We start from the raw sequence: 17,694 nt of genomic DNA, 5'->3' as shown, positions 1-17,694 counted from the left end.
CAACTCATTCCCCCTCCTGACTCGACCCGATAACATCTCCCCTATCTTCAACCGCCCTCTCCCTGCGCGGCCATCAACGAACACGCGCCGTCACTTTTCGAGGGAACCCAATCGGCCGCACATCAGGTGCCGCCCGTAAACGATCTCAACAGAGCACCTCGAACATGACTCAAAACATCTACGACGACCCGGAATTTTTTCAGGGCTACAGCCAAATGGCCCGCTCCATCGGCGGCCTCGACGCTGCACCCGAATGGCCCGCGTTAAAAGCAATGCTGCCACCCATGAAAGGCCTGAAGGTCGTAGACCTTGGTTGCGGTTATGGCTGGTTCTGTCGCTGGGCCAGTGAACACGGCGCCGATAGCGTGCTTGGATTGGACGTCTCGGAAAAAATGCTGGAGCAGGCACGCAACACGACGTCGGTAACCAATATCCAATACGCCCGTGCCGACCTGGAACAACTCGACCTGCCCGAAGCCGGTTTCGATCTGGCATACAGCTCCTTGGCGCTGCACTACATCAAGGATCTCCCAGGACTGTTCGCGAAAATCCATGCGGCACTTAAACCTGGTTCACGCTTCGTATTCTCCATCGAACACCCAATCTTCATGGCCCCGCGCAATCCGGGCTGGCTGATTGATAACGAAGGGAACAAGCGCTGGCCAGTGGACAGTTATCAACTGGAAGGCGAGCGCGTAACCCACTGGCTGGCCGAAGGCGTGATCAAGCAGCACCGCACTATGGGCACCTTACTCAATTCGCTGATTGGCGCAGGTTTCAGCATCCAGCAGGTCAACGAATGGGGCCCGACCGATGCAGAGGTGGCGGTACAACCGGCCCTGGCCGAAGAGCGGGAGCGACCGATGATGATGCTGGTCGGCGTTCAGCGCTGAGCACCTGGCCGGGTTTTCGTAATTTTTGCGTATGGATTCCGGGAAGTCAGTAAAGAAGCAGTAGTGCTGCGTTGGGCCTGACCACAGATCCTTTATTGTGCCAGCTCACACATCGCCAAGAGATCAACATGGACAATTCAGAGTTGGGGATCATGATCATTTCGATGATTGGGTTGTTCGGCTTTGCTTCGTTTATTTTTGAGTACTTGAGTGCCAGGCAAAGGGACAGATAACGCTCAGCGTGATCCGTCCCTTTCTGCACTAGCGAGTCGCGACGATGAACAACCGCGGGAAAGGCAGCAGCACCGAACCATCGCTCAGTGCCGGATACGCCTGCTCGATAGCGGCTTGGTACTGCTTGAGGTACTGCGCTTTTTCCGCCTCATCCAGCGGTTCGAGAAACGGCCGCAAGCCGCTGCCCTTGAACCACTCGACCACGCCCGACGCGCCGCCCGCGAGCGGGTGATGGTAGGTGGTGCGCCATACGTCGACCCGCGCACAGTGCGGTCGCAGCATCGAGTAATAATCACTGGCGCTCGCCATTTCCGTGCGTTGCCCAGCAGCGTCCGCCATCTTGCTGGCCCACGGCCCATCGGCAGCGACTTCGCGCATCAAGCGATGTGACGGCTCGTTGAGATTGTCGGGCATCTGAATGGCCAGGCTACCACCCGGGGTCAGTCGAGCGGCCAGTGAAGGCAGTAACGTCGCGTGATCGGGCACCCACTGCAACACCGCGTTGGCGAAAATCACATCGAACGGGCCCGTTTCGCTCCAGGTATCGATGTCAGCGGTGTCGAATTGCAGTTGCGGCAAGCGTTTGCGGGCGGCCTCGATCATATCGGTCGAACTGTCCAGGCCACGCACCGTGGCATCGGTGAAGCGCTCCACCAGCAACTCGGTCGAATTGCCAGGGCCGCAACCGATGTCGATGGCCGAGCGCGCATCCACCCGCGGGATCGCCGCGAGCAAGTCACGGGCCGGGCGGGTGCGTTCATCTTCAAAAGCGACGTATTGTTTGGCGGACCAACTCATTGCGTTCTCCTGTCGGTGCGATGTCGTGGCCAGAGGCGCACAACCGGTTCGCTACGATACCCCGACCGGTGCGCCCTGCCCTATCCGACCTATGGCGAAAGATGTCAGTTGACCCCGAGTTGAAATAACAAACTTGCCCCCCTTTCCAGCCATGCTCCTACCTGGCCCACGGATCTTGTAACAGGTCATATCTGTCTATTGCCTGAACTGGCATCACTTGGCGTTGGTGGAGCAAAGCAGATTTGAATGAGCTGTTTTTTATCGCCAAATCATCGGAAGTCATAACTATATCGACCGCTCGTCGAACATGCAGCCCATCAATTTTGACAGCCTCTGTTTCGCATCTATAGTCCTAATCGCGGCCGTCGGAAGGAACCCGACTTATCAGTTTGCACGCAGGGAGCAAGGCCAACTTATCTCCCGTTATCGGTGGGTTCCGCCCGTAGTGTTTTCGCAGCGGCCGCAAGGCAAGCAAGCGTTGTTGTGCCTGGAAAGATGCCAGGCGCTCACTATGAACAAGGAGTTTTACTATGTCTCGAGTCACGGATGTACTGGTTTCAATCGACACTGAAACCATTCTGAAAAACTACCCGAACATCAGCAAAAATCCCGCCTCGCCGACGTTAATCGATGTCAATCATGTGTACATGGTGACCAATCAGAACAACGTGGTCAGTGGCCAGGCCGGTGGCGAACTGAATCTGAAGGCCCAGGTAGGCGACTTGATTCGCTGGCGTGAAACCAGCCTGTCGCAGAGCTTCGAGACGGCAGTGATTTTCTACAAGTTCATCGGCAACGTCGGCAACGAATTGATCTCTACACCCACGCCACGTAAGGCTACAGCCTGCGTTGCCGTTCCCAACACCAGCAACCCGTCGGTGCCGAGCTGCCAGAAAGTCGATAACCATTACTGGTCTTCGGAAACCCTGTCGTGCGGCAGCGTGACCTACCACTTCCACTTCCTGATCGTGGATCGCGATTGCAAGATCGTAGGCTGCTGTTCGTGGGATCCGTTCATTACCATCCGTAACTGACGATGGTCCGGCCCCTTGGCGACAAGGGGTCTGCCAAGTTCGTTGCCGCCTCGACAGGAACGGGATGTCTTGCATGAACCGAAGCGGCTGCCGTTGTGCGTCAACATCATGAAAGGAATCCATGATGACTTCCGAACCGATCAAATCCCCTTCATCCAGTGTCGCGACTGCCAACAACGTGTTGCTGGTTGTTGATGCTGAATCGCTGCTTTCACGCTATCCAGAACCCAGTATCGAGCCGAAAAGTCCGACGACGATTGCAGATGGCTTCATCTTCGCCATCAACGGATCTCCGACACCACAAAGTACAATAAATGACAGCTCAATCGCGTTACCCGTTGGCATTGGATCTACTTTCCGTATCCGCGGCAGAACCGTCAGCTTGCTTGCGGAGCACAGTGTGGTGTTTTACGAGATGTCTGTAGGTGATGCCGGAGTACTTTCGACGCCTGAACTGGTGGTGAAGGAAAACCTGAGCGTGCCTGCACCCGATGCTGAAAACCCTAACGTACCTGGCAGCCACACGGCCGATGATCATTATTGGCGTTGCACGCAATTGGCCTCGGGGATCGAGGCGTGTGCACTGAGCTTCATGCTGGTTGATAGAAACTGCGAGGCGTTGGGGTATTTCCGTTGGGCGGTTGATGTGAAGGTGACGGACTGAACCGGCCACCAAGGTTTGCCTTTCATGTCAGCCGAAACGCAATTTTGTAATTGGATGGACTCGCCCAAGCCGAGGCGTCAATGCGCAGCAGTCGTGAAATCAAACAATGCGGCTTTTCAGGAAGAACGCACACTCAGGTTTTACGACTGCTGCGCAGCCGAACGCAGGCTTCGCCAGCTGCAACGATCGGGGCACCGCAGAATTAGGGTTTTTAAGTAGAATTTTCAACACGCCGTCGCTGTCTGAAATTCAGGCGCATCCCTATAAGGAACACGGCAATGAAATTCGCAAAAATCTCGCAGAAACTTGCCCTGTGGGCCGGCAGTCCCAAGACGTTCATGGGGGCTCTGATTCTGATTGCTGTATGGGGAATGAGCGGGCCGATTTTTGATTACAACGACACCTGGCAACTGATCATCAACACCTCAACCACCATCGTCACATTCCTGATGGTGTTCCTGATCCAGAACACGCAGAACCGCGACACCGACATCCTGCACTTGAAAATCGATGAGTTGCTGCGGGTGAACAAAGAGGCGCAGAACGCCATGCTCGGGCTGGAATCTTTGGACCTCAAGCAACTGGAGGCGCTGCGTAAACACTACCGCGCCATGGGCGAAAACGAGGTGCATGGTCTGGCAGGGCTGACGGCTTCGAACAAGCGCAAACAGGATTTGAATGAGTGCTGAGCACAAACAAAACGGCGCGTGATGTGAATCACGGGCCGTTTGCTACAAACGTCTTCAAACGGGGTGTTATCGACCCGCTTGAAGCGCCCTGGCCATTTGCAGATGGTTTTGCAATTTTGGCAGTGTTTCTTCGGCGAAGGCTTTGATTTCCGGCACGTCGGTGGTCTGTGCGGTTTGCTGAAGTTGCTCAATGGCTTCCTGGGTGGTTTTCACCTGACTGGCGGCGTAGGCCTGGTCAAAAGTCGCGCCGTCCTTCACTTCCGGCATCAAGGCTTTTGCCTTGTCGACCACTTCTTCCCGTGGGGCAACCGGCAAGTCCAGTTGTTTGGCGATCTTCGCTAGATGCTGGTTGGCGGTCGTACGGTCATTGATGACCACGATGGTGTAGTCCTTGACCTCTTTGGATTCGGTTTTCTGGTGCGCCAGCCGACTGGCTTCGATGTCGGCCATGCCTTTGGCCGACGCATCGTTGATGAATTCGACGGGAGACTGGGCGAAGGCACTGTTGGCAAACAGGCCCAGCAACGTGACAAAACTGGCAGTGCGTAATCGGGTGGCCATTCGGCTCATGGTCGCGCCCTCCTTCTAAAAAAATTCAAGCGGGAGCTTTCACCCCCGCCTCTCAATCAAAACCACCTTGCGACTACTTCGACTTCTGACCACCTTTGCGGCCCATATCGGGTTTCACAGGCTCTTTATCGACAGTCGTAGTGGTAGTTTTCCCACCTTTGCGACCGGCTTCAGACGCCTTCGTTCGATCGTTGGTGAAGTTTCCCGAGTTCGAGTTTCTTGAGTTAGGCATGATTCTCTACCTCTTGGTGATGATCGCGGCGAGCAGGAGCCCGCATAGAATCTGAATTTCGATCCCCACAAAGGTTTAGAAAAGTTGGAATCGCTGCGACGAACGGTGGCAGATTTTTCAGGCCCCGAGGCGCTGGTGATGTTGGCGCTTGGCGCTTGGCGGCGTACATAGCCTCATCGGCATGCCGGAACAGCTGCTTTTCTTCGGTGCCATGCTCAGGATAATGCGCGACACCCATACTCGGCTGGATGTTTACGCTGTGCCCGTCCAGGCGCAGGGGTTGGGCCAGAACCCGACGGATTTTTCCCGCCACGCGCTCAGCGTCTTCCGTCGCGTGGATGCTGTGCAACAACACCACGAACTCATCCCCACCGATGCGCGCCACCGTGTCGGTCTCGCGCACGCAGCCCTTGAGCCGATTGGCGACCGCTTGCAACAGCATGTCGCCGACCGCATGGCCGTGGGTGTCGTTGACTTCCTTGAAGCGGTCAAGGTCGACGTACAGCAGCGCCATTCGTGCGGAGTACGCGCGGGCCAGCGCCAGCGAGTCTTTGAGGGCCATGCGTTGCAGTCGGGCATGCAATTGCTTGCGCTCGATCGCGGTCGCGACCTGGGCGCAGACGTATTGGACTCGGCCTGCTTGCGCTCGGTGATGTCCCGGGCCACGGCGATGCGCAGCTGATCGACTTCAGACCAGCGCGCCGACCACAGGATATTCACCATCGCGCCATCCTTGCGCAGGTAGCGGTTTTCGAAGTTGAGCTTCGGCTCGCCGCCCATGATCTCGCGGGCGGCGTCGAGGGTGCGCTGCCGGTCAGCGGGATGCACCAGATCGATCATCGGCTGGCCGATCAGTTCGTTGGGGGTGTAGCCGAAAATACGCTCGCAGGCCGCGCTGACAAATACGAAGCGACCTTGTTTATCCACCGCACAGACGGCGTCCAGCAAGAGATCGATGTAGCTCGCCAACGGCGCGGAATTTCTGGTTGCCATGGTGTGATGAGGGTGTCCGGACAATGCAGTAAAAAAGAACCCTCCCTGACCGATCAGTACACCTGACGCATCCGTGCGCTCAACCTCAAGCCTTGTTCGTCACCAGCCCCGGCAACGCATGAGCGAGGGCGTTGATGGCAAACCCGATAAACATCACCCCGCACAACCGGGTGATCGCCAGTTCATGGCGTTGATACAAGGTGCGAACCTGCCGCGCACCGACAATGCCAATAAGGATAGCGTAGGCCATGAGGCCACCGATAAAGCTCAGGACAATCAACCACGGCAGCATGGACCAGTGCAGCAATTCCGCGCGGCTGGACAGCAGCGCAGTGAACGTCGCCACCGCCACCGGGTATGCCTTGGGATTGGTCAGGCCGAATAGAATACCGTGCCAAAAGGGCTGACGAGCCGGGCCTTGAGGTACATCGACGCCGCTGCGCTTCGCCCGTATGGCGCGTAAACCCAGCCAAAACAGGTACAGCCCGCTGAGTACGCCCAACACATCGAATGCCGTGCTGCCGATTTCCCGTGCGCCAACAATGGCGATCAGCGCCGTGCTGCACCAGACCACGTCCCCCAGCAAATGCCCACAGAGAAACCCCGCCCCTGCCCGTCGCCCCCGCGCTGCACCGATCCCGAACACCGCCAATACGCCCGGCCCCGGGGTGATGCCGTATATAAAACCCGAGGCAAGAACGGCCATTAGCAGCGATGGGGTCATGGGAAGTCCTTTTGAACTTTTTGGTGAATGGGCGCAAGTCTATCTCAGGTCCCGGGAATATCGACTGACTGATCGTCGAAGAACTTCATCCCCGCATACGGCCGCTCGCGACAGGCCGCCAGCCGTGAAGCCAGGTCGCCGACGTGGGCTTCGAGCTTGTGGCCGTCCGGGTCGAGGAAATAGAAGGAAGCGCCTTCGCTGTGGTTGTCGCGCCATTCTTGTACGTTGGCAGATCGCAGGCGTTCGACGAACACGGGGAAATCCGTTGCGCTGACGGTGAAGGCGAAGTGGGTGTAATCGGCGGCGGGCTCGGACTTGCGCAGTGGATCGAGGGAAAGGCACAGCCACAGGCCGGGCAGCGAGAGGTAGGCGCCGGTGTCCCAAGTGGCATCGACGCGAAGTTGCAGCAGGTCTTGATAGAACGCCACGCTGCGGTTCAGGTCGGTGACGGCGAGGGTCAGGTGGTTGAGACAGGTGAGCATGGGTCAAAAACCTTTGGGAGCTTCGGGTATTACATAGTGTTTACCGTCGTAACGCAGAGTGGTTATCACAGGTTTTACTGTCGTTGATCTGGATTCACATGCCTCGCCCTCACCGTCCCCAACCGTAGTGGTAGATACCGATTTAACGATTAGGTCTGAGAAACCATGGGAGCTGCCTCTGCCGATTTCGACGGTTCGAACGACTTCGGAACGCTCACCGGCACAATTGCCATCCCATGCGCCGCTGTATTGATAGGTGATCAACCGCTCCATGACCGGACGCACCATTTCACCGTCTTTTACGTAGAGCGAGAGCAACGTTTGATCGAATGGATTGATGCGTGATGAGCCTTTGAACAAAACTCGCAAACCAAACGCGCGCAAATCGGAAGTGAGTTTGTATCGAGCGGTGTCGAGTTGTAGGTCTTCCAACGCAATCGCATCCGACTCAAAAACTGATGCGCGATGATACGTCGCCACAGGCTTCAACCCGTCAGTAGAAACCAAGGCAAGGTTGAGATCGTAAATCCCATCGCGGCCCGATCTGTCAGACGAAGGCCGGGACTCAAGTTGCGACAACGCGGTAATCGACAATCCCGGATAGGCTGGCCAGTCCTTGCACACTGAATATCCGAACTCGCTCGAAAGCGGCGGCTTTTCACATCTCGCCAGCGCTTCGGTGGTCACCAAGAAACTGCACACGACAGCACAACCGATCAATCCAGACCTCAATGTCATTTTCCCTGCTCCTTATGCACTTATAACGAGGTGATTTCAGCCACGCACTATCCCCGGCTCGGTGCATTCGCTCATCAGTTGTGATGCCAGACGAACGGACTAGCATCTCCCCATGCGCGACGATGTAGTATGTTGTATTACAAACCACTACATCGAGACCGCCATGTCCGTCATGTCTTTGCGCTTGCCAGACGAAATCGCCGATACCCTCGCCAATCTTTCCAAGGCCACTGGCCGTAGCAAGTCATTTCTTGCTGTGGATGCGCTGCGTGAATACCTCGCCCGGGAAGCCTGGCAAATCGAGGAAATTCAAAAAGCTCTGAAGGAAGCCGACGCGCAAGACTTCGCATCACCCGAGGAAGTAAAAGCAATCGCCGATAAGTGGACTGCCAATGCGCGTTGAGTGGTTGCGTACCGCATTGAAAAATCTGGATGACGAAGCCGCTTATATAGCAATTGAGAATCCTAAAGCCGCAGCAGACTTCGTCCAAGCTATCCTCACCAGCGTCGATCACCTTGCCCGCTTCCCGGCAACCGGCCGCGAAGGCCGCCTGCCCGGCACCCGCGAATGGGTCTTGCCCGATCGACCTTATCTGATTCCCTATCGGTTTCGCCAAGGACGCCTTCAGGTATTAAGGGTCTTCCATACCAGACGTCTTCCGCCTGCCAATTGGTAAACACTACAAAAATCATGGCAGTGGATAGAACGTCATTCTTGCCTGATCCCCTCTCCAATCCGCCCATTCAACCAATTCAACGCCTGATCCCCACCCCGCCGCTTGTGCCAGACCAACACAAACGTAAACGACGGAATATGAAATGGCGGCGCAACCACGATCAACGAGCGCTCAGCAATGTCGCGCAACCCACGTGATGCAACGGTCAGAATCAGGTCCGTGCCGCTGATGAACTCCGGGGCAACGCTCCAATGCGGCAGGCTGATCGCGACGCGACGCCGTTCGCGCAATGCGGTCAGGGCTCGTTCGATTTCCGGGGTGCCGCTGCCGCGCATTTCCAGCAGGACGTGTGGCCGTGCGAGGTAGATCGGCAGGTCGAGTACGCCATTGGCAGGCAAGCTGTTGCGGTCCACCAGGCAGGCGTAGTGTTCTTCGAACAGCGGGGTGCTGCGCAGCTCGTTTGGCAGCTCTGGAAATACCCCGACCGCAACGTCGATGTCTCCGTTGAGTACCGCGTCGAGCATGCCTTCGCGGCTGGCGTGGCTGATTTGCAGGTCGATGCCCGGTGCTTCCCGGCGCAACGTCCGAACCAGCCCCGGCAGGACGATGGCAGCCCCGTAATCGGACATCGCCAGACGAAACGTGCGCTTGGCCGTGGCCGGGTCGAAGGCGTTCGGCGCCAGCAGCGATTGCACTTGGGCAAGTGCCTCGGCCAAGGGTGCGATCAACTCCATGGCTCGAGGGGTGGGCACTAACGTGGCGCCCGCGCGTACCAGCAACGGATCGCCAAGCAGATCGCGCAACCGCCCCAGGGCATGACTGACCGCCGGCTGACTCAGGTGCAATCGCTGCGCCGCACGCGTGACGTGTTGTTCGCTGAGCAAGGCGTCGAGGATCACCAGCAAGTTGAGGTCGATACGCCGAAGATCATTCATCTGATGCATGTTCTGGATAGCAATTTGGAATTTAAATCTGCGCGACGAATACTCTAGAGTCCAGCAAAACTTGGTGGAGAATGATCATGAGTACGTTGCATTGGGCCGGGCTGTTGCTGCTGGCCGTGATTGCCGGGGCGGTGGTGCCTTTTCAGAGTGCGATCAACGCCAACCTCACACGCGGGTTGGGCCATCCGTTGTGGGCGACGCTTGCTTCGTTACTGGTGAGTATCGTGGTGTTGTTGCCGATTATGTTGGCGATGCGCTTGCCGCTGCCGTCACTGGCGTTCATCACCAGAGCGCCGCTGTGGATGTGGGCGGGGGGTGCGTTCGGGGTGTGTTTTATTTCGTTGGCGCTGATGCTGCTGCCCAAGCTTGGAGCGTCGGGGTTTATTGCTTTGGCGCTGGCAGGACAGGTGGTGGCTTCGCTGGTGCTGGACCACTTCGGGTTGTTTGGGTTGGTGGAACGGCAGATGACGTTACCGCGGGTGGTTGGGGCGGTGTTGTTGATGGCGGGGGTGGCGATGATTCAGTTCAGCGACTCGCCGGCAAAATCTTTGGTGACGCAGGGATGAACGACACCTGATAGGGCGTGAGTGTCAGTCAGTCTTCGCGAGCAAGCCCGCTCCCACAGGGGCTTGTGTGTGTGTGGTCAGGAAGGGCTGGGGTGCAAATCGCAATTGCGGCCGGCCTTGGCCAGTTGACCGGGCACTTCGTGGCCCAGCAGCGTCGGCAACCCTCGGGACAACTTCAGCAACAGCGGCAGATCGATGCCGGTGTGAATGCCGATTTCATCACACAGGTTGACCAGGTCTTCGGTGCAGATATTGCCCGAAGCGCCCGGTGCAAACGGGCAACCGCCGAGGCCTCCGAGCGCTGCGTCAAAACGTCGGGCACCGGCCTCGTAAGCCGCCAGCACGTTGCACAAACCGAGGCCGCGGGTGTTATGGAAATGCAGGGTCAAATCAACTGGCGAAACCCGCTGCAAGACCCGCCGCACCAGCCGATCCACCTGCCGCGGATTGGCCATGCGGGTGGTGTCCGCGAGGGTGATGCCCTGGATGCCGAGCTCTTGATAGGCCTCGACGATTTGCAGCACGCGATCCTCATCGATCTTGCCTTCAAACGGGCAGCCGAAGGTGGTGGCGATGCTGCCGTTGAGTCGCACCTGCGTGCCACCGACGTATTGCACGATCTCACCGAACGCCGCCAACGAGGCTTCGCAACGCATGCGCATGTTGGCCAGGTTGTGAGTCTGGCTGGCGGACATCACCAGATTCAGCTCGTCGGCGCGTGTCGCCAGCGCCCGTTGCGCGCCTTTGAGGTTGGGGATCAATGCGACGTAGATCACCCCCGGTTGCCGGGTGATGCCCTTGAACACCAGTTCACCATCGCGCAGCGCCGCAATGGCCTTGGGCGACACGAACGAGCCGGCTTCGATGCGGCTGAAACCGGCCATCGACAGCTGATCGATCAGCGCAATTTTGTCGATGGTTTCGACCCAGGTCGGCTCGATCTGCAAGCCGTCGCGGGGGGAGACCTCCTGAACAATCAGGGTCTCGGAAAAATCAGTGATCATTGCACCACCCCTTCAGCTTTCAGCCGTTCGATGTCCAGCTCCGTAAGGCCCAGCCCTGCGAGGATACCGTCGGTGTGCTGGCCCAATGTCGGCCCGGACCAGTTCACGCCGCCGGGGGTTTCGGACATTTTCGGCACGATGCCGGGCATCTTCACCGTGGCACCGCCCGGCAGGTCGGCGCTGAGCAGCATGTCCCGCGCCTGATAGTGCGGATCGGCGACGATGTCGGCGACCGAATAGATGCGCCCGGCCGGCACTTCAGCGGCTTCCAGCGCCGACAATACGTCGTCGATCGGCAGGCTGCTGGTCCAATGAGTGATCGCCGCATCGAGTACGTTACTTTTCAATGCTCGACCATCGTTATGAGCAAACTCCGGCGCGTCGGCCAAGTCGCGCCTACCGACCACTTCCATCAGACGCTTGTAGATCGGGTCGCTGTTACCGGCGATCACCACGTAGGCGCCGTCAGCCGTCAGGTAAGTGTTGGACGGCGCGATGCCTGGCAAGGCGCCGCCGCTGCGCTCACGGACATGGCCGAGCATGTCGTATTCCGGCACCAGGCTTTCCATGACGTTGAACACGCTTTCGGCCAGCGACACATCGACCACTTGCCCGCCGCCCTGCCCGGTCTTGACCCGCAGCAACGACATCAAGGCGCCGATCACCGCGTGCAAGGACGCCAGGGAATCGCCGAGGCTGACGCCGACCCGTGCTGGCGGCGAACCGGGGGTGCCGGTGGTGTAGCGGATCCCGCCCATGGCCTCGCCGATGGCTCCGAAACCCGGACGATCGCGATAAGGGCCTGTCTGGCCATAACCGGAAATCCGTACCAGCGTCAGGTTGGGGTTGAGGGCGTGCAACACGTCCCAGCCCAGACCGAGTTTTTCCAAAGCGCCTGGCCGCAGGTTCTCGATCAGCACGTCGGCGCTGGTCGCCAATTGCTTGACCAGTTCGATGCCTTCGGCGGATTTGAGGTTGAGCGCCAGGGACTTCTTGTTTCGCGATTGCAGGTACCACCACAGCGAGGTGCCTTCGTGCAATTTGCGCCATTTGCGCAGCGGGTCGCCCTGGCCCATGGCTTCGATTTTGATCACTTCGGCGCCGAACTCGGCGAGCATGCGTGCGGCGAACGGCGCGGCGATCAGCGTGCCGATTTCGATCACTTTGATTGCACTCAAGGGGGCAGTCATCGCGGGGTACCTCTTGTTGTTCTTGGAATATGAGCCAAGGCTAGAGGACCTGAGGGCGATGAATCCAACCTTCAGTTGGCAACGTTCGTTCGCGAAACGCGAACGCTCCGGGAGATTACCGCGACCTCAGGTTCGCCTTCGCGGGCAAGCCTTAATGCCAGTCAGTTAAGCCCTCCAGCCCTCTTTTTGGGGTATTTGACTGGTCTAGGCTTGACCACTCTTGGGTAACTTCGCTCTCGTCTGGCTGGCAGTATGAAGTGCTGAGCCTGGATTCTCAGTTCTGCCAGTCGTTTAGGGATCGTGCCTGGCGTTTCCAGCGGACAGAAGCGCAGCGCATTGCTGACCGCTTGAGACAACCAGAGAAAACTCAAGCGTTGCGGTACCACCTTTATTTCTTCAGCCATCAAGCGCATTTCCTGACGGATCAGGTTGTAGGCCAGCAGAGTTCCCCACAGTTCTTGACGCACCAGATCAGGTTGTTTACTGCGTAATTGCTCTCCTTTGAGCAGGTTTTGCTTGATCTCGCGGTAACCCAACTCGATTTCCCAGCGTTCGTTGTAGTGCCCCGCCACCTGATTGGCAGGGTAACGTTCGGCATCGATCAACGAGGTGAGATAGCGGCGGGGTTTGTCGTCTATCGAGTACTCAATCAGTCTTGCCTGCCAATGGCTAGGAAGGTCTGGACGTTGCTTGAGCGCATCTCTGGAAACCGTCAGTCGCACAAGCCAATCACCGGCGCCCAACTCTTCGATCACCTCGTACTTGAGCGGTTTGCGTGCCCGCATGAGCCAGTGCCGTTCGGTTCCACTGTGCTGCCAGTCGAGCAAGAGGGCCGCCGAGTAATAGGCGCGGTCAAAAATCGTCACCGAATGATCGCTTACCGCTTTCTCCAGACCTTTGGCATAGCGAAGTTCGCCGACAGCAAACTCGCCAAAACAGGCAGCCCGAATCAAGTGACTATAGGTATCCATCAGGCAAACACCGCGCACTTGTGGCCAGGCTCCGTCTCCCGAGTGAGTCCGCCCGCCACCAAAGGCTTGGCGGTTTTCTGGTGTGTCAGGGGTGGACCAAACCACGCCGTCTACCGCAAAGCTGCGTAACCCTAAAAAGCCAGCCGAAGCTGGCTGCTCAGCACCGCCCCATGACTCTGCCAATTGCTTAAACAGTGCGGCAAGGGGCTCTGCTCCCAGCCGTTGCCGGGCCTGGACTGCTGCGCTGGGCACAGGCACCTTTGCTTCGCCCAAAGCCAGTCCCAGCTGCTGCACGATGAGCCAAATCGGCTCGTTCTTGAACAAGGCCAACCCCACCACCAACCAGACAATACGCTCGGCCGGCAGGCGTCTACGGCGCAGAGAAACCGTTCCGGTCGAGGCCAGCGCTTGCTCGATCCACAGGGGATCGATCAGTTGCGCAAAGCGTTCGAAAGAGATCGGATTGAGTTTGGTAACTTCTTGAAGGGCGTTTTGTAGGGACATGAAGCGGGCTCATAAAAACATAAGCCCGTTTCTATTACTGCTGGGCGGGCAAGTCAATTTCTTAACTGACTGGCATTAGGGCAAGCCTCGCTCCTACAGGTTGTGCGTGATCCCTGTAGGAGCGAGGCTTGCCCGCGAAGAGGCCAGCACATCCCATCGAGATCTTTCAGGCCTGCCCACGCAACTGCTCAAACAACATCCGGCTCACCGGCGACAACGCCGCTTCATCACGCACGACCAGAAGAGCGCCCGATCCGACCAGTCATCCGTCAACGGCACCGCCAGCAAACCCAACGCCCGGCCAAACAGTTCATAGGCCTTTTGCGGCAGGATGCCGATGCCCATGTTGGCCTGAACCATGCAGCACATCGCATCAAAACCCGGCACATGAATCCGCAACCGCAGCACCTTGCCCGCCTTGCGCGCAGCCGCGTGGGTGCGCATGTTGATCGAACTGGCGGAATGCAAACCCACGTAATCGCTGTCCAGCGTATCGGCGAAGGCCAGGCTGGAACGACTCGCCAACGGATGATCGGGCAGCATCAACACCACCAGTTTGTCCTGTCGATAAAACACGCTGTGCAGTCCTTTGACGTCACTGTCACTGGAACAGATCCCAAGGTCCGCCACACCGTCCAGCACGCCCTGAATCACCCCACTGCTGGGACGTTCTTCAAGGTCGGTCTTGACCTGGGGATGACGCTCGGAAAAGTCGCGCAGGTCTTCGGGCAAAAACTGAATGATCGCCGACAAGTTGGCGAGCATCCGCACATAGCCACGCACACCGTGGCTATGCTCGCCCAGCTCGAGGCCCATTTTCTCGACGTTGAACAACATCTGCCGGGCATGGTGCAGCAGGGTTTCGCCAGCCGGCGTCAGGGTCATGCCTTTGGTCTGGCGCACGAACAGGCTGATGCCCAGCGCCTCCTCCAGTTCCATCAGCCGCTTGCTGGCCGCCGACACCGCAATCGCTTCGCGGGTTGCGGCACGGGTCAGGGTGCCTTCTTCGTGGACGGCGACAAACAGCTGGAGGGTGATCAGGTCGAGGCGGCGGATCAGGCTTTTTTGCAGCATGGAGGGCTCGATGACTTCAGTTCGGCTGAGTCGGCAGAATAGCCCGGTTTTGGCCCACAGCATCACACGCCATCGCCATACGCATAAATCTCTTGTGCCACTCAACCGTAACGGAAACCGCCGATTTAATGCCCGCGCCGCACGCAGTAAAGTCAGCTGCTATCGAAAAATCATCTCGCTGACCGATCACGACTGACAGACCGCTGAAAAAGTCGCGTGACTTGATGTAGCTTTACGCACCCACGCCAGGGACGTCGGTTTCTGAAACCCAAGGAAGACTCAATGAAGAGCAGCACCACCCTCCTCGTTACTTGCAGCACGGTGTTTCTTGCCCAACTGGGCATGAGCATTTATCTGCCGGCGCTTCCGGACATTGCCCGGGATCTGTCTGCCGATGCCTCGCAGGTGTCCTGGGGGTTGGCGGTGTACCTGATCGGCATGGCGCTGCCGATGTTGTTCTGGGGCAGCCTGGGTCAGCGCATTGGCCGCAAGCCTGTGTTGCTCGCCGCTCTCGGGATCTACGGGTTGGGTAACCTGGCCCTGCCCTTGGGCCAGACGCTTGAATCGTTCCTGTTGTGGCGGCTGATTCAGGGGATTGGCGCCAGCGGAATTTCGGTGATGGCGCGGGTACTTATCCGCGACAGCTTCCGTGGTGACCTGCTGGCCAAGGCGCTGTCCTGGCTATCGATTTCCTTTGTGGTGGCGCTGGGCATCGGCCAGTACCTGGGGTCGATCATTCAGGTGGCGCTGGGCTGGCCGGCGATTTTCTATCTGTTGGGTGGCGTGAGCCTGCTGATGGCGATGATCGTGGCGCGCGTCAGGTTTCCGGTGCTGGCTGAGGACAATGTTCTGTCGTCCGCCTGGCCCAGTTACTGGCGCATTCTGCGTGATCGGGCCTTCCTGCTACCCGCCCTCGCCGGCGGCCTCGGTTATGGAGTGATCATCGCGTTCAACACCGCAGCGCCGCTGATTCTGCAAGGCCCCTTCAACTGGTCGGCCGTGGAATACGGCCTGTTGGGCTGGCCGATCAGCGCGGCCTATTTTCTGGGCGCATTGGGGGTCAATGCCTTCGTGCTGCGCACCGGTCAACGCCGGCTGATGACGGCGGGCGTGGGGCTGGTGCTGGCCGGCAGCGCGGTGATGTTGCTGGGCAGTCTCGCGGGAACATCCATTGCGCTGCTGTTCTGGTTGCCGTACTGCTTTGCGGTGTTCGGGCAGTCTTTGAACTACCCGATCAGCCTGTCCCTGGCCAATGACGGCTCACCGGTCGGCGGGGCTTACGCGATGGCGCTGAGTGGTTTCATTCACCAACTGATGGCGGCCGTCATCGGCGCGATTGCCAGCCTGATCGCAAGCCAGCAGGCATGGCCGCTGTCCCTGTTTTGCACCTTGCTGGCCTTGGGCGCGATGCTCTGCGTGATGCTCGCGCGTGGTCGTCAAACCGATTAGAACGCGTTGCGGAAAATCTCCTCGATCTGGCGTTGATCCGCCACCCGCGGATTGGTCAGGCCGCAGGCGTCTTTCAGCGCATTGATGGCCAACGTCGGGATGTCGTTGAGCTTGGCGCCGAGCTCACGCAAACCGGCGGGGATTTCCACGTCTCTGGACAAGCTGCGGATCGCGACGATGGCTGCCTGAGCCCCCTCTTCCGGGCTGACACCACGGGTATCGGCGCCCATCGCGTGGGCCACATCCGTCAGGCGCGAGGCGCAAACCAGCGCATTGAAACTCTGAACGTGGGGCAGCAACACCGCGTTGCACACACCATGAGGTAGGTCGTAGAACCCGCCCAACTGGTGAGCCATGGCGTGGACATAACCCAGGGATGCGTTGTTGAACGCCATGCCGGCGAGGAACTGCGCGTAGGCCATGTTTTCCCGTGCAGCGATATCGCTGCCGTCACGCACGGCCAGGCGCAGGTTGTTGCTGATCAGCGTGATCGCCTTCAGTGCGCAGGCATCGGTGATCGGGTTGGCTGCGGTGGACACGTAGGCTTCGATGGCGTGGGTCAGTGCGTCCATGCCAGTAGCGGCGGTCAGGCCCTTGGGCATGGCGACCATCAGCGCCGGGTCGTTGACCGACAGCAGCGGCGTGACGTTGCGGTCGACAATGGCCATTTTTACGTGGCGCGATTCGTCGGTGATGATGCAAAAACGGGTCATCTCGCTGGCCGTGCCGGCGGTGGTGTTGATCGCGATCAGCGGTAGCTGCGGCTGGGTGGACTGATCGACGCCTTCGTAGTCGCGGATCTGCCCGCCGTTGGTCGCACACAACGCGATGCCCTTGGCGCAGTCATGGGGCGAACCGCCACCGAGGGACACCACGAAATCGCAGAGACTTTCCTTGAGCAGGCCCAGGCCGAGCTCGACGTTGGCGATGCTCGGGTTCGGTTTGGCGCCGTCGAAGATCACCGAGTCGATGTCCTGCATCGCCAGTTTCTCGGCAATCATCTTCGCCACGCCGGCCTTGGCCAGCCCGGTGTCGGTGACGATCAGCGCCTTGCGAAAGCCGTACTTGCCAATGGCGTCCATGGCTTCGTCCAGGCAATCGTTGCCCATGATGTTCACGGAGGGAATGAAAAACGTGCTGCTCATGAGTGATTCTCCTGACTGGGCCGAATCGGCAGCGCCGATCCAGCGGGTACCCACAGGATCGACCTATCGGTTACGCAGTAACTTGATCTGGCTCAAGTCCCGGTCGTGATAAAGTCGCC

At 58.6% G+C, this 17,694-nt stretch carries 19 protein-coding genes and 2 pseudogenes; 8 read left to right on the top strand and 13 right to left on the bottom strand.

The features are described 5' to 3' along the window. Window positions 1–164 precede the first annotated feature (164 nt). Entirely contained in the window at window positions 165–893 is a 729-nt protein-coding gene (locus tag ACYZTM_RS22435) for a class I SAM-dependent methyltransferase (RefSeq protein ID WP_131063206.1), read from the top strand. Between the two features lie 261 nt (window positions 894–1,154). Here ACYZTM_RS22435 and tam read toward each other — a convergent pair whose 3' ends face one another. Next, a complete protein-coding gene (gene tam, locus ACYZTM_RS22430) occupies window positions 1,155–1,925 on the bottom strand; it encodes a trans-aconitate 2-methyltransferase (protein ID WP_131063207.1) in 771 nt (256 codons plus the stop codon). Window positions 1,926–2,455: 530 nt separating this feature from the next. On the opposite strand from tam, the gene ACYZTM_RS22425 reads away from it, so the two are divergent. From ACYZTM_RS22425 to ACYZTM_RS22415, 3 genes are all read left to right on the top strand, one after another. Beyond that, window positions 2,456–2,959 (top strand): inclusion body family protein, encoded by a 504-nt coding sequence (locus ACYZTM_RS22425; protein WP_046046162.1) that lies wholly within the window; start codon window positions 2,456–2,458, stop codon window positions 2,957–2,959. 124 nt (window positions 2,960–3,083) lie between these two features. Then, a complete protein-coding gene (locus ACYZTM_RS22420) occupies window positions 3,084–3,623 on the top strand; it encodes an AidA/PixA family protein (protein WP_461989184.1) in 540 nt (179 codons plus the stop codon). Between the two features lie 278 nt (window positions 3,624–3,901). Further along, a complete protein-coding gene (locus tag ACYZTM_RS22415) occupies window positions 3,902–4,312 on the top strand; it encodes a low affinity iron permease family protein (protein ID WP_131063208.1) in 411 nt (136 codons plus the stop codon). A gap of 66 nt (window positions 4,313–4,378) precedes the next feature. On the opposite strand, the gene ACYZTM_RS22410 is transcribed toward ACYZTM_RS22415, so the two are convergent. From ACYZTM_RS22410 to ACYZTM_RS22385, 6 genes and pseudogenes are all read right to left on the bottom strand, one after another. After that, window positions 4,379–4,882: a DUF4142 domain-containing protein gene (locus tag ACYZTM_RS22410; RefSeq protein ID WP_461984717.1), complete on the bottom strand. Its 504-nt coding sequence runs from the start codon at window positions 4,880–4,882 to the stop codon at window positions 4,379–4,381. Between the two features lie 73 nt (window positions 4,883–4,955). Then, window positions 4,956–5,114, bottom strand: coding sequence for a KGG domain-containing protein (locus ACYZTM_RS22405; RefSeq protein ID WP_131063210.1), 159 nt, complete (start codon window positions 5,112–5,114; stop codon window positions 4,956–4,958). A 148-nt stretch (window positions 5,115–5,262) separates the two neighbouring features. Further along, window positions 5,263–6,107: pseudogene (locus tag ACYZTM_RS22400) on the bottom strand (diguanylate cyclase domain-containing protein); the annotation flags it as partial. 85 nt (window positions 6,108–6,192) lie between these two features. Then, window positions 6,193–6,831, bottom strand: coding sequence for a LysE family translocator (locus ACYZTM_RS22395; RefSeq protein WP_131063211.1), 639 nt, complete (start codon window positions 6,829–6,831; stop codon window positions 6,193–6,195). 44 nt (window positions 6,832–6,875) lie between these two features. Beyond that, entirely contained in the window at window positions 6,876–7,313 is a 438-nt protein-coding gene (fos, locus tag ACYZTM_RS22390; RefSeq protein WP_131063212.1) for a fosfomycin resistance glutathione transferase, read from the bottom strand. A gap of 3 nt (window positions 7,314–7,316) precedes the next feature. Next, window positions 7,317–8,051, bottom strand: a complete 735-nt coding sequence (locus ACYZTM_RS22385) for a PA3715 family protein (RefSeq protein ID WP_461984714.1) — start codon at window positions 8,049–8,051, stop codon at window positions 7,317–7,319. 163 nt (window positions 8,052–8,214) lie between these two features. On the opposite strand from ACYZTM_RS22385, the gene ACYZTM_RS22380 reads away from it, so the two are divergent. Together ACYZTM_RS22380 and ACYZTM_RS22375 are read left to right on the top strand one after the other, a co-directional pair. Continuing rightward, the gene (locus ACYZTM_RS22380) at window positions 8,215–8,454 is read left to right on the top strand and encodes a CopG family ribbon-helix-helix protein (RefSeq protein WP_131063220.1); all 240 of its coding nucleotides are present in this window, start codon (window positions 8,215–8,217) and stop codon (window positions 8,452–8,454) included. After that, window positions 8,444–8,728, top strand: coding sequence for a type II toxin-antitoxin system RelE/ParE family toxin (locus ACYZTM_RS22375; protein WP_131063214.1), 285 nt, complete (start codon window positions 8,444–8,446; stop codon window positions 8,726–8,728). The genes ACYZTM_RS22380 and ACYZTM_RS22375 overlap by 11 nt, the downstream gene beginning before the upstream one ends. Window positions 8,729–8,760: 32 nt before the next feature. Here the strand turns inward: ACYZTM_RS22375 and ACYZTM_RS22370 are convergent, their stop codons facing one another. After that, a complete protein-coding gene (locus tag ACYZTM_RS22370) occupies window positions 8,761–9,672 on the bottom strand; it encodes a LysR substrate-binding domain-containing protein (RefSeq protein WP_461984711.1) in 912 nt (303 codons plus the stop codon). Window positions 9,673–9,749: 77 nt separating this feature from the next. Here ACYZTM_RS22370 and ACYZTM_RS22365 point away from each other — a divergent pair, with 77 nt between their 5' ends. After that, the gene (locus tag ACYZTM_RS22365) at window positions 9,750–10,238 is read left to right on the top strand and encodes a DMT family transporter (RefSeq protein ID WP_131063216.1); all 489 of its coding nucleotides are present in this window, start codon (window positions 9,750–9,752) and stop codon (window positions 10,236–10,238) included. 77 nt (window positions 10,239–10,315) lie between these two features. On the opposite strand, the gene ACYZTM_RS22360 is transcribed toward ACYZTM_RS22365, so the two are convergent. The 4 genes and pseudogenes from ACYZTM_RS22360 to ACYZTM_RS22345 form a co-directional block, all read right to left on the bottom strand. Beyond that, on the bottom strand, window positions 10,316–11,242 hold the full coding sequence (locus ACYZTM_RS22360; RefSeq protein WP_461984709.1) for a hydroxymethylglutaryl-CoA lyase: 927 nt from the start codon (window positions 11,240–11,242) through the stop codon (window positions 10,316–10,318). Then, the gene (locus ACYZTM_RS22355; RefSeq protein WP_461984707.1) at window positions 11,239–12,432 is read right to left on the bottom strand and encodes a CaiB/BaiF CoA transferase family protein; all 1,194 of its coding nucleotides are present in this window, start codon (window positions 12,430–12,432) and stop codon (window positions 11,239–11,241) included. Before ACYZTM_RS22355 ends, ACYZTM_RS22360 begins: the two co-directional genes overlap by 4 nt. Window positions 12,433–12,593: 161 nt before the next feature. Continuing rightward, complete coding sequence (locus tag ACYZTM_RS22350; RefSeq protein ID WP_131063535.1) at window positions 12,594–13,907, bottom strand: IS4 family transposase; 1,314 nt, start codon at window positions 13,905–13,907, stop codon at window positions 12,594–12,596. Window positions 13,908–14,073: 166 nt separating this feature from the next. After that, a pseudogene (locus ACYZTM_RS22345) lies at window positions 14,074–14,981 on the bottom strand (LysR family transcriptional regulator). Window positions 14,982–15,263: 282 nt separating this feature from the next. On the opposite strand from ACYZTM_RS22345, the gene ACYZTM_RS22340 reads away from it, so the two are divergent. Next, entirely contained in the window at window positions 15,264–16,430 is a 1,167-nt protein-coding gene (locus ACYZTM_RS22340) for a multidrug effflux MFS transporter (RefSeq protein WP_461984705.1), read from the top strand. On the opposite strand, the gene yiaY is transcribed toward ACYZTM_RS22340, so the two are convergent. Further along, the gene (gene yiaY, locus ACYZTM_RS22335) at window positions 16,427–17,575 is read right to left on the bottom strand and encodes an L-threonine dehydrogenase (protein WP_461984703.1); all 1,149 of its coding nucleotides are present in this window, start codon (window positions 17,573–17,575) and stop codon (window positions 16,427–16,429) included. The two genes, ACYZTM_RS22340 and yiaY, sit on opposite strands and share 4 nt — an antisense overlap. Between the last annotated feature and the right edge of the window lie 119 nt (window positions 17,576–17,694).

Source organism: Pseudomonas sp. MDT2-39-1 (genome assembly GCF_054898085.1).
The sequence above is the reverse complement of the archived record's forward strand: the minus strand, read 5'-3'. Positions and strand labels throughout refer to the sequence as shown.

Excerpts from the sequence above, each read along its gene's own strand:
- ACYZTM_RS22420 (WP_461989184.1), top strand. The coding sequence starts at position 3,084 with ATGACTTCCGAACCGATCAAATCCCCTTCATCCAGTGTCGCGACTGCC.
- ACYZTM_RS22415 (WP_131063208.1), top strand. The coding sequence starts at position 3,902 with ATGAAATTCGCAAAAATCTCGCAGAAACTTGCCCTGTGGGCCGGCAGT.
- yiaY (WP_461984703.1), bottom strand. The coding sequence starts at position 17,575 with ATGAGCAGCACGTTTTTCATTCCCTCCGTGAACATCATGGGCAACGAT.
- ACYZTM_RS22395 (WP_131063211.1), bottom strand. The coding sequence starts at position 6,831 with ATGACCCCATCGCTGCTAATGGCCGTTCTTGCCTCGGGTTTTATATAC.
- ACYZTM_RS22340 (WP_461984705.1), top strand. The coding sequence starts at position 15,264 with ATGAAGAGCAGCACCACCCTCCTCGTTACTTGCAGCACGGTGTTTCTT.
- tam (WP_131063207.1), bottom strand. The coding sequence starts at position 1,925 with ATGAGTTGGTCCGCCAAACAATACGTCGCTTTTGAAGATGAACGCACC.
- ACYZTM_RS22350 (WP_131063535.1), bottom strand. The coding sequence starts at position 13,907 with ATGTCCCTACAAAACGCCCTTCAAGAAGTTACCAAACTCAATCCGATC.
- ACYZTM_RS22435 (WP_131063206.1), top strand. The coding sequence starts at position 165 with ATGACTCAAAACATCTACGACGACCCGGAATTTTTTCAGGGCTACAGC.
- ACYZTM_RS22385 (WP_461984714.1), bottom strand. The coding sequence starts at position 8,051 with ATGACATTGAGGTCTGGATTGATCGGTTGTGCTGTCGTGTGCAGTTTC.
- ACYZTM_RS22370 (WP_461984711.1), bottom strand. The coding sequence starts at position 9,672 with ATGCATCAGATGAATGATCTTCGGCGTATCGACCTCAACTTGCTGGTG.
- ACYZTM_RS22360 (WP_461984709.1), bottom strand. The coding sequence starts at position 11,242 with ATGATCACTGATTTTTCCGAGACCCTGATTGTTCAGGAGGTCTCCCCC.
- ACYZTM_RS22380 (WP_131063220.1), top strand. The coding sequence starts at position 8,215 with ATGTCCGTCATGTCTTTGCGCTTGCCAGACGAAATCGCCGATACCCTC.
- ACYZTM_RS22410 (WP_461984717.1), bottom strand. The coding sequence starts at position 4,882 with ATGAGCCGAATGGCCACCCGATTACGCACTGCCAGTTTTGTCACGTTG.
- ACYZTM_RS22375 (WP_131063214.1), top strand. The coding sequence starts at position 8,444 with ATGCGCGTTGAGTGGTTGCGTACCGCATTGAAAAATCTGGATGACGAA.
- ACYZTM_RS22355 (WP_461984707.1), bottom strand. The coding sequence starts at position 12,432 with ATGACTGCCCCCTTGAGTGCAATCAAAGTGATCGAAATCGGCACGCTG.
- ACYZTM_RS22365 (WP_131063216.1), top strand. The coding sequence starts at position 9,750 with ATGAGTACGTTGCATTGGGCCGGGCTGTTGCTGCTGGCCGTGATTGCC.
- fos (WP_131063212.1), bottom strand. The coding sequence starts at position 7,313 with ATGCTCACCTGTCTCAACCACCTGACCCTCGCCGTCACCGACCTGAAC.
- ACYZTM_RS22405 (WP_131063210.1), bottom strand. The coding sequence starts at position 5,114 with ATGCCTAACTCAAGAAACTCGAACTCGGGAAACTTCACCAACGATCGA.
- ACYZTM_RS22425 (WP_046046162.1), top strand. The coding sequence starts at position 2,456 with ATGTCTCGAGTCACGGATGTACTGGTTTCAATCGACACTGAAACCATT.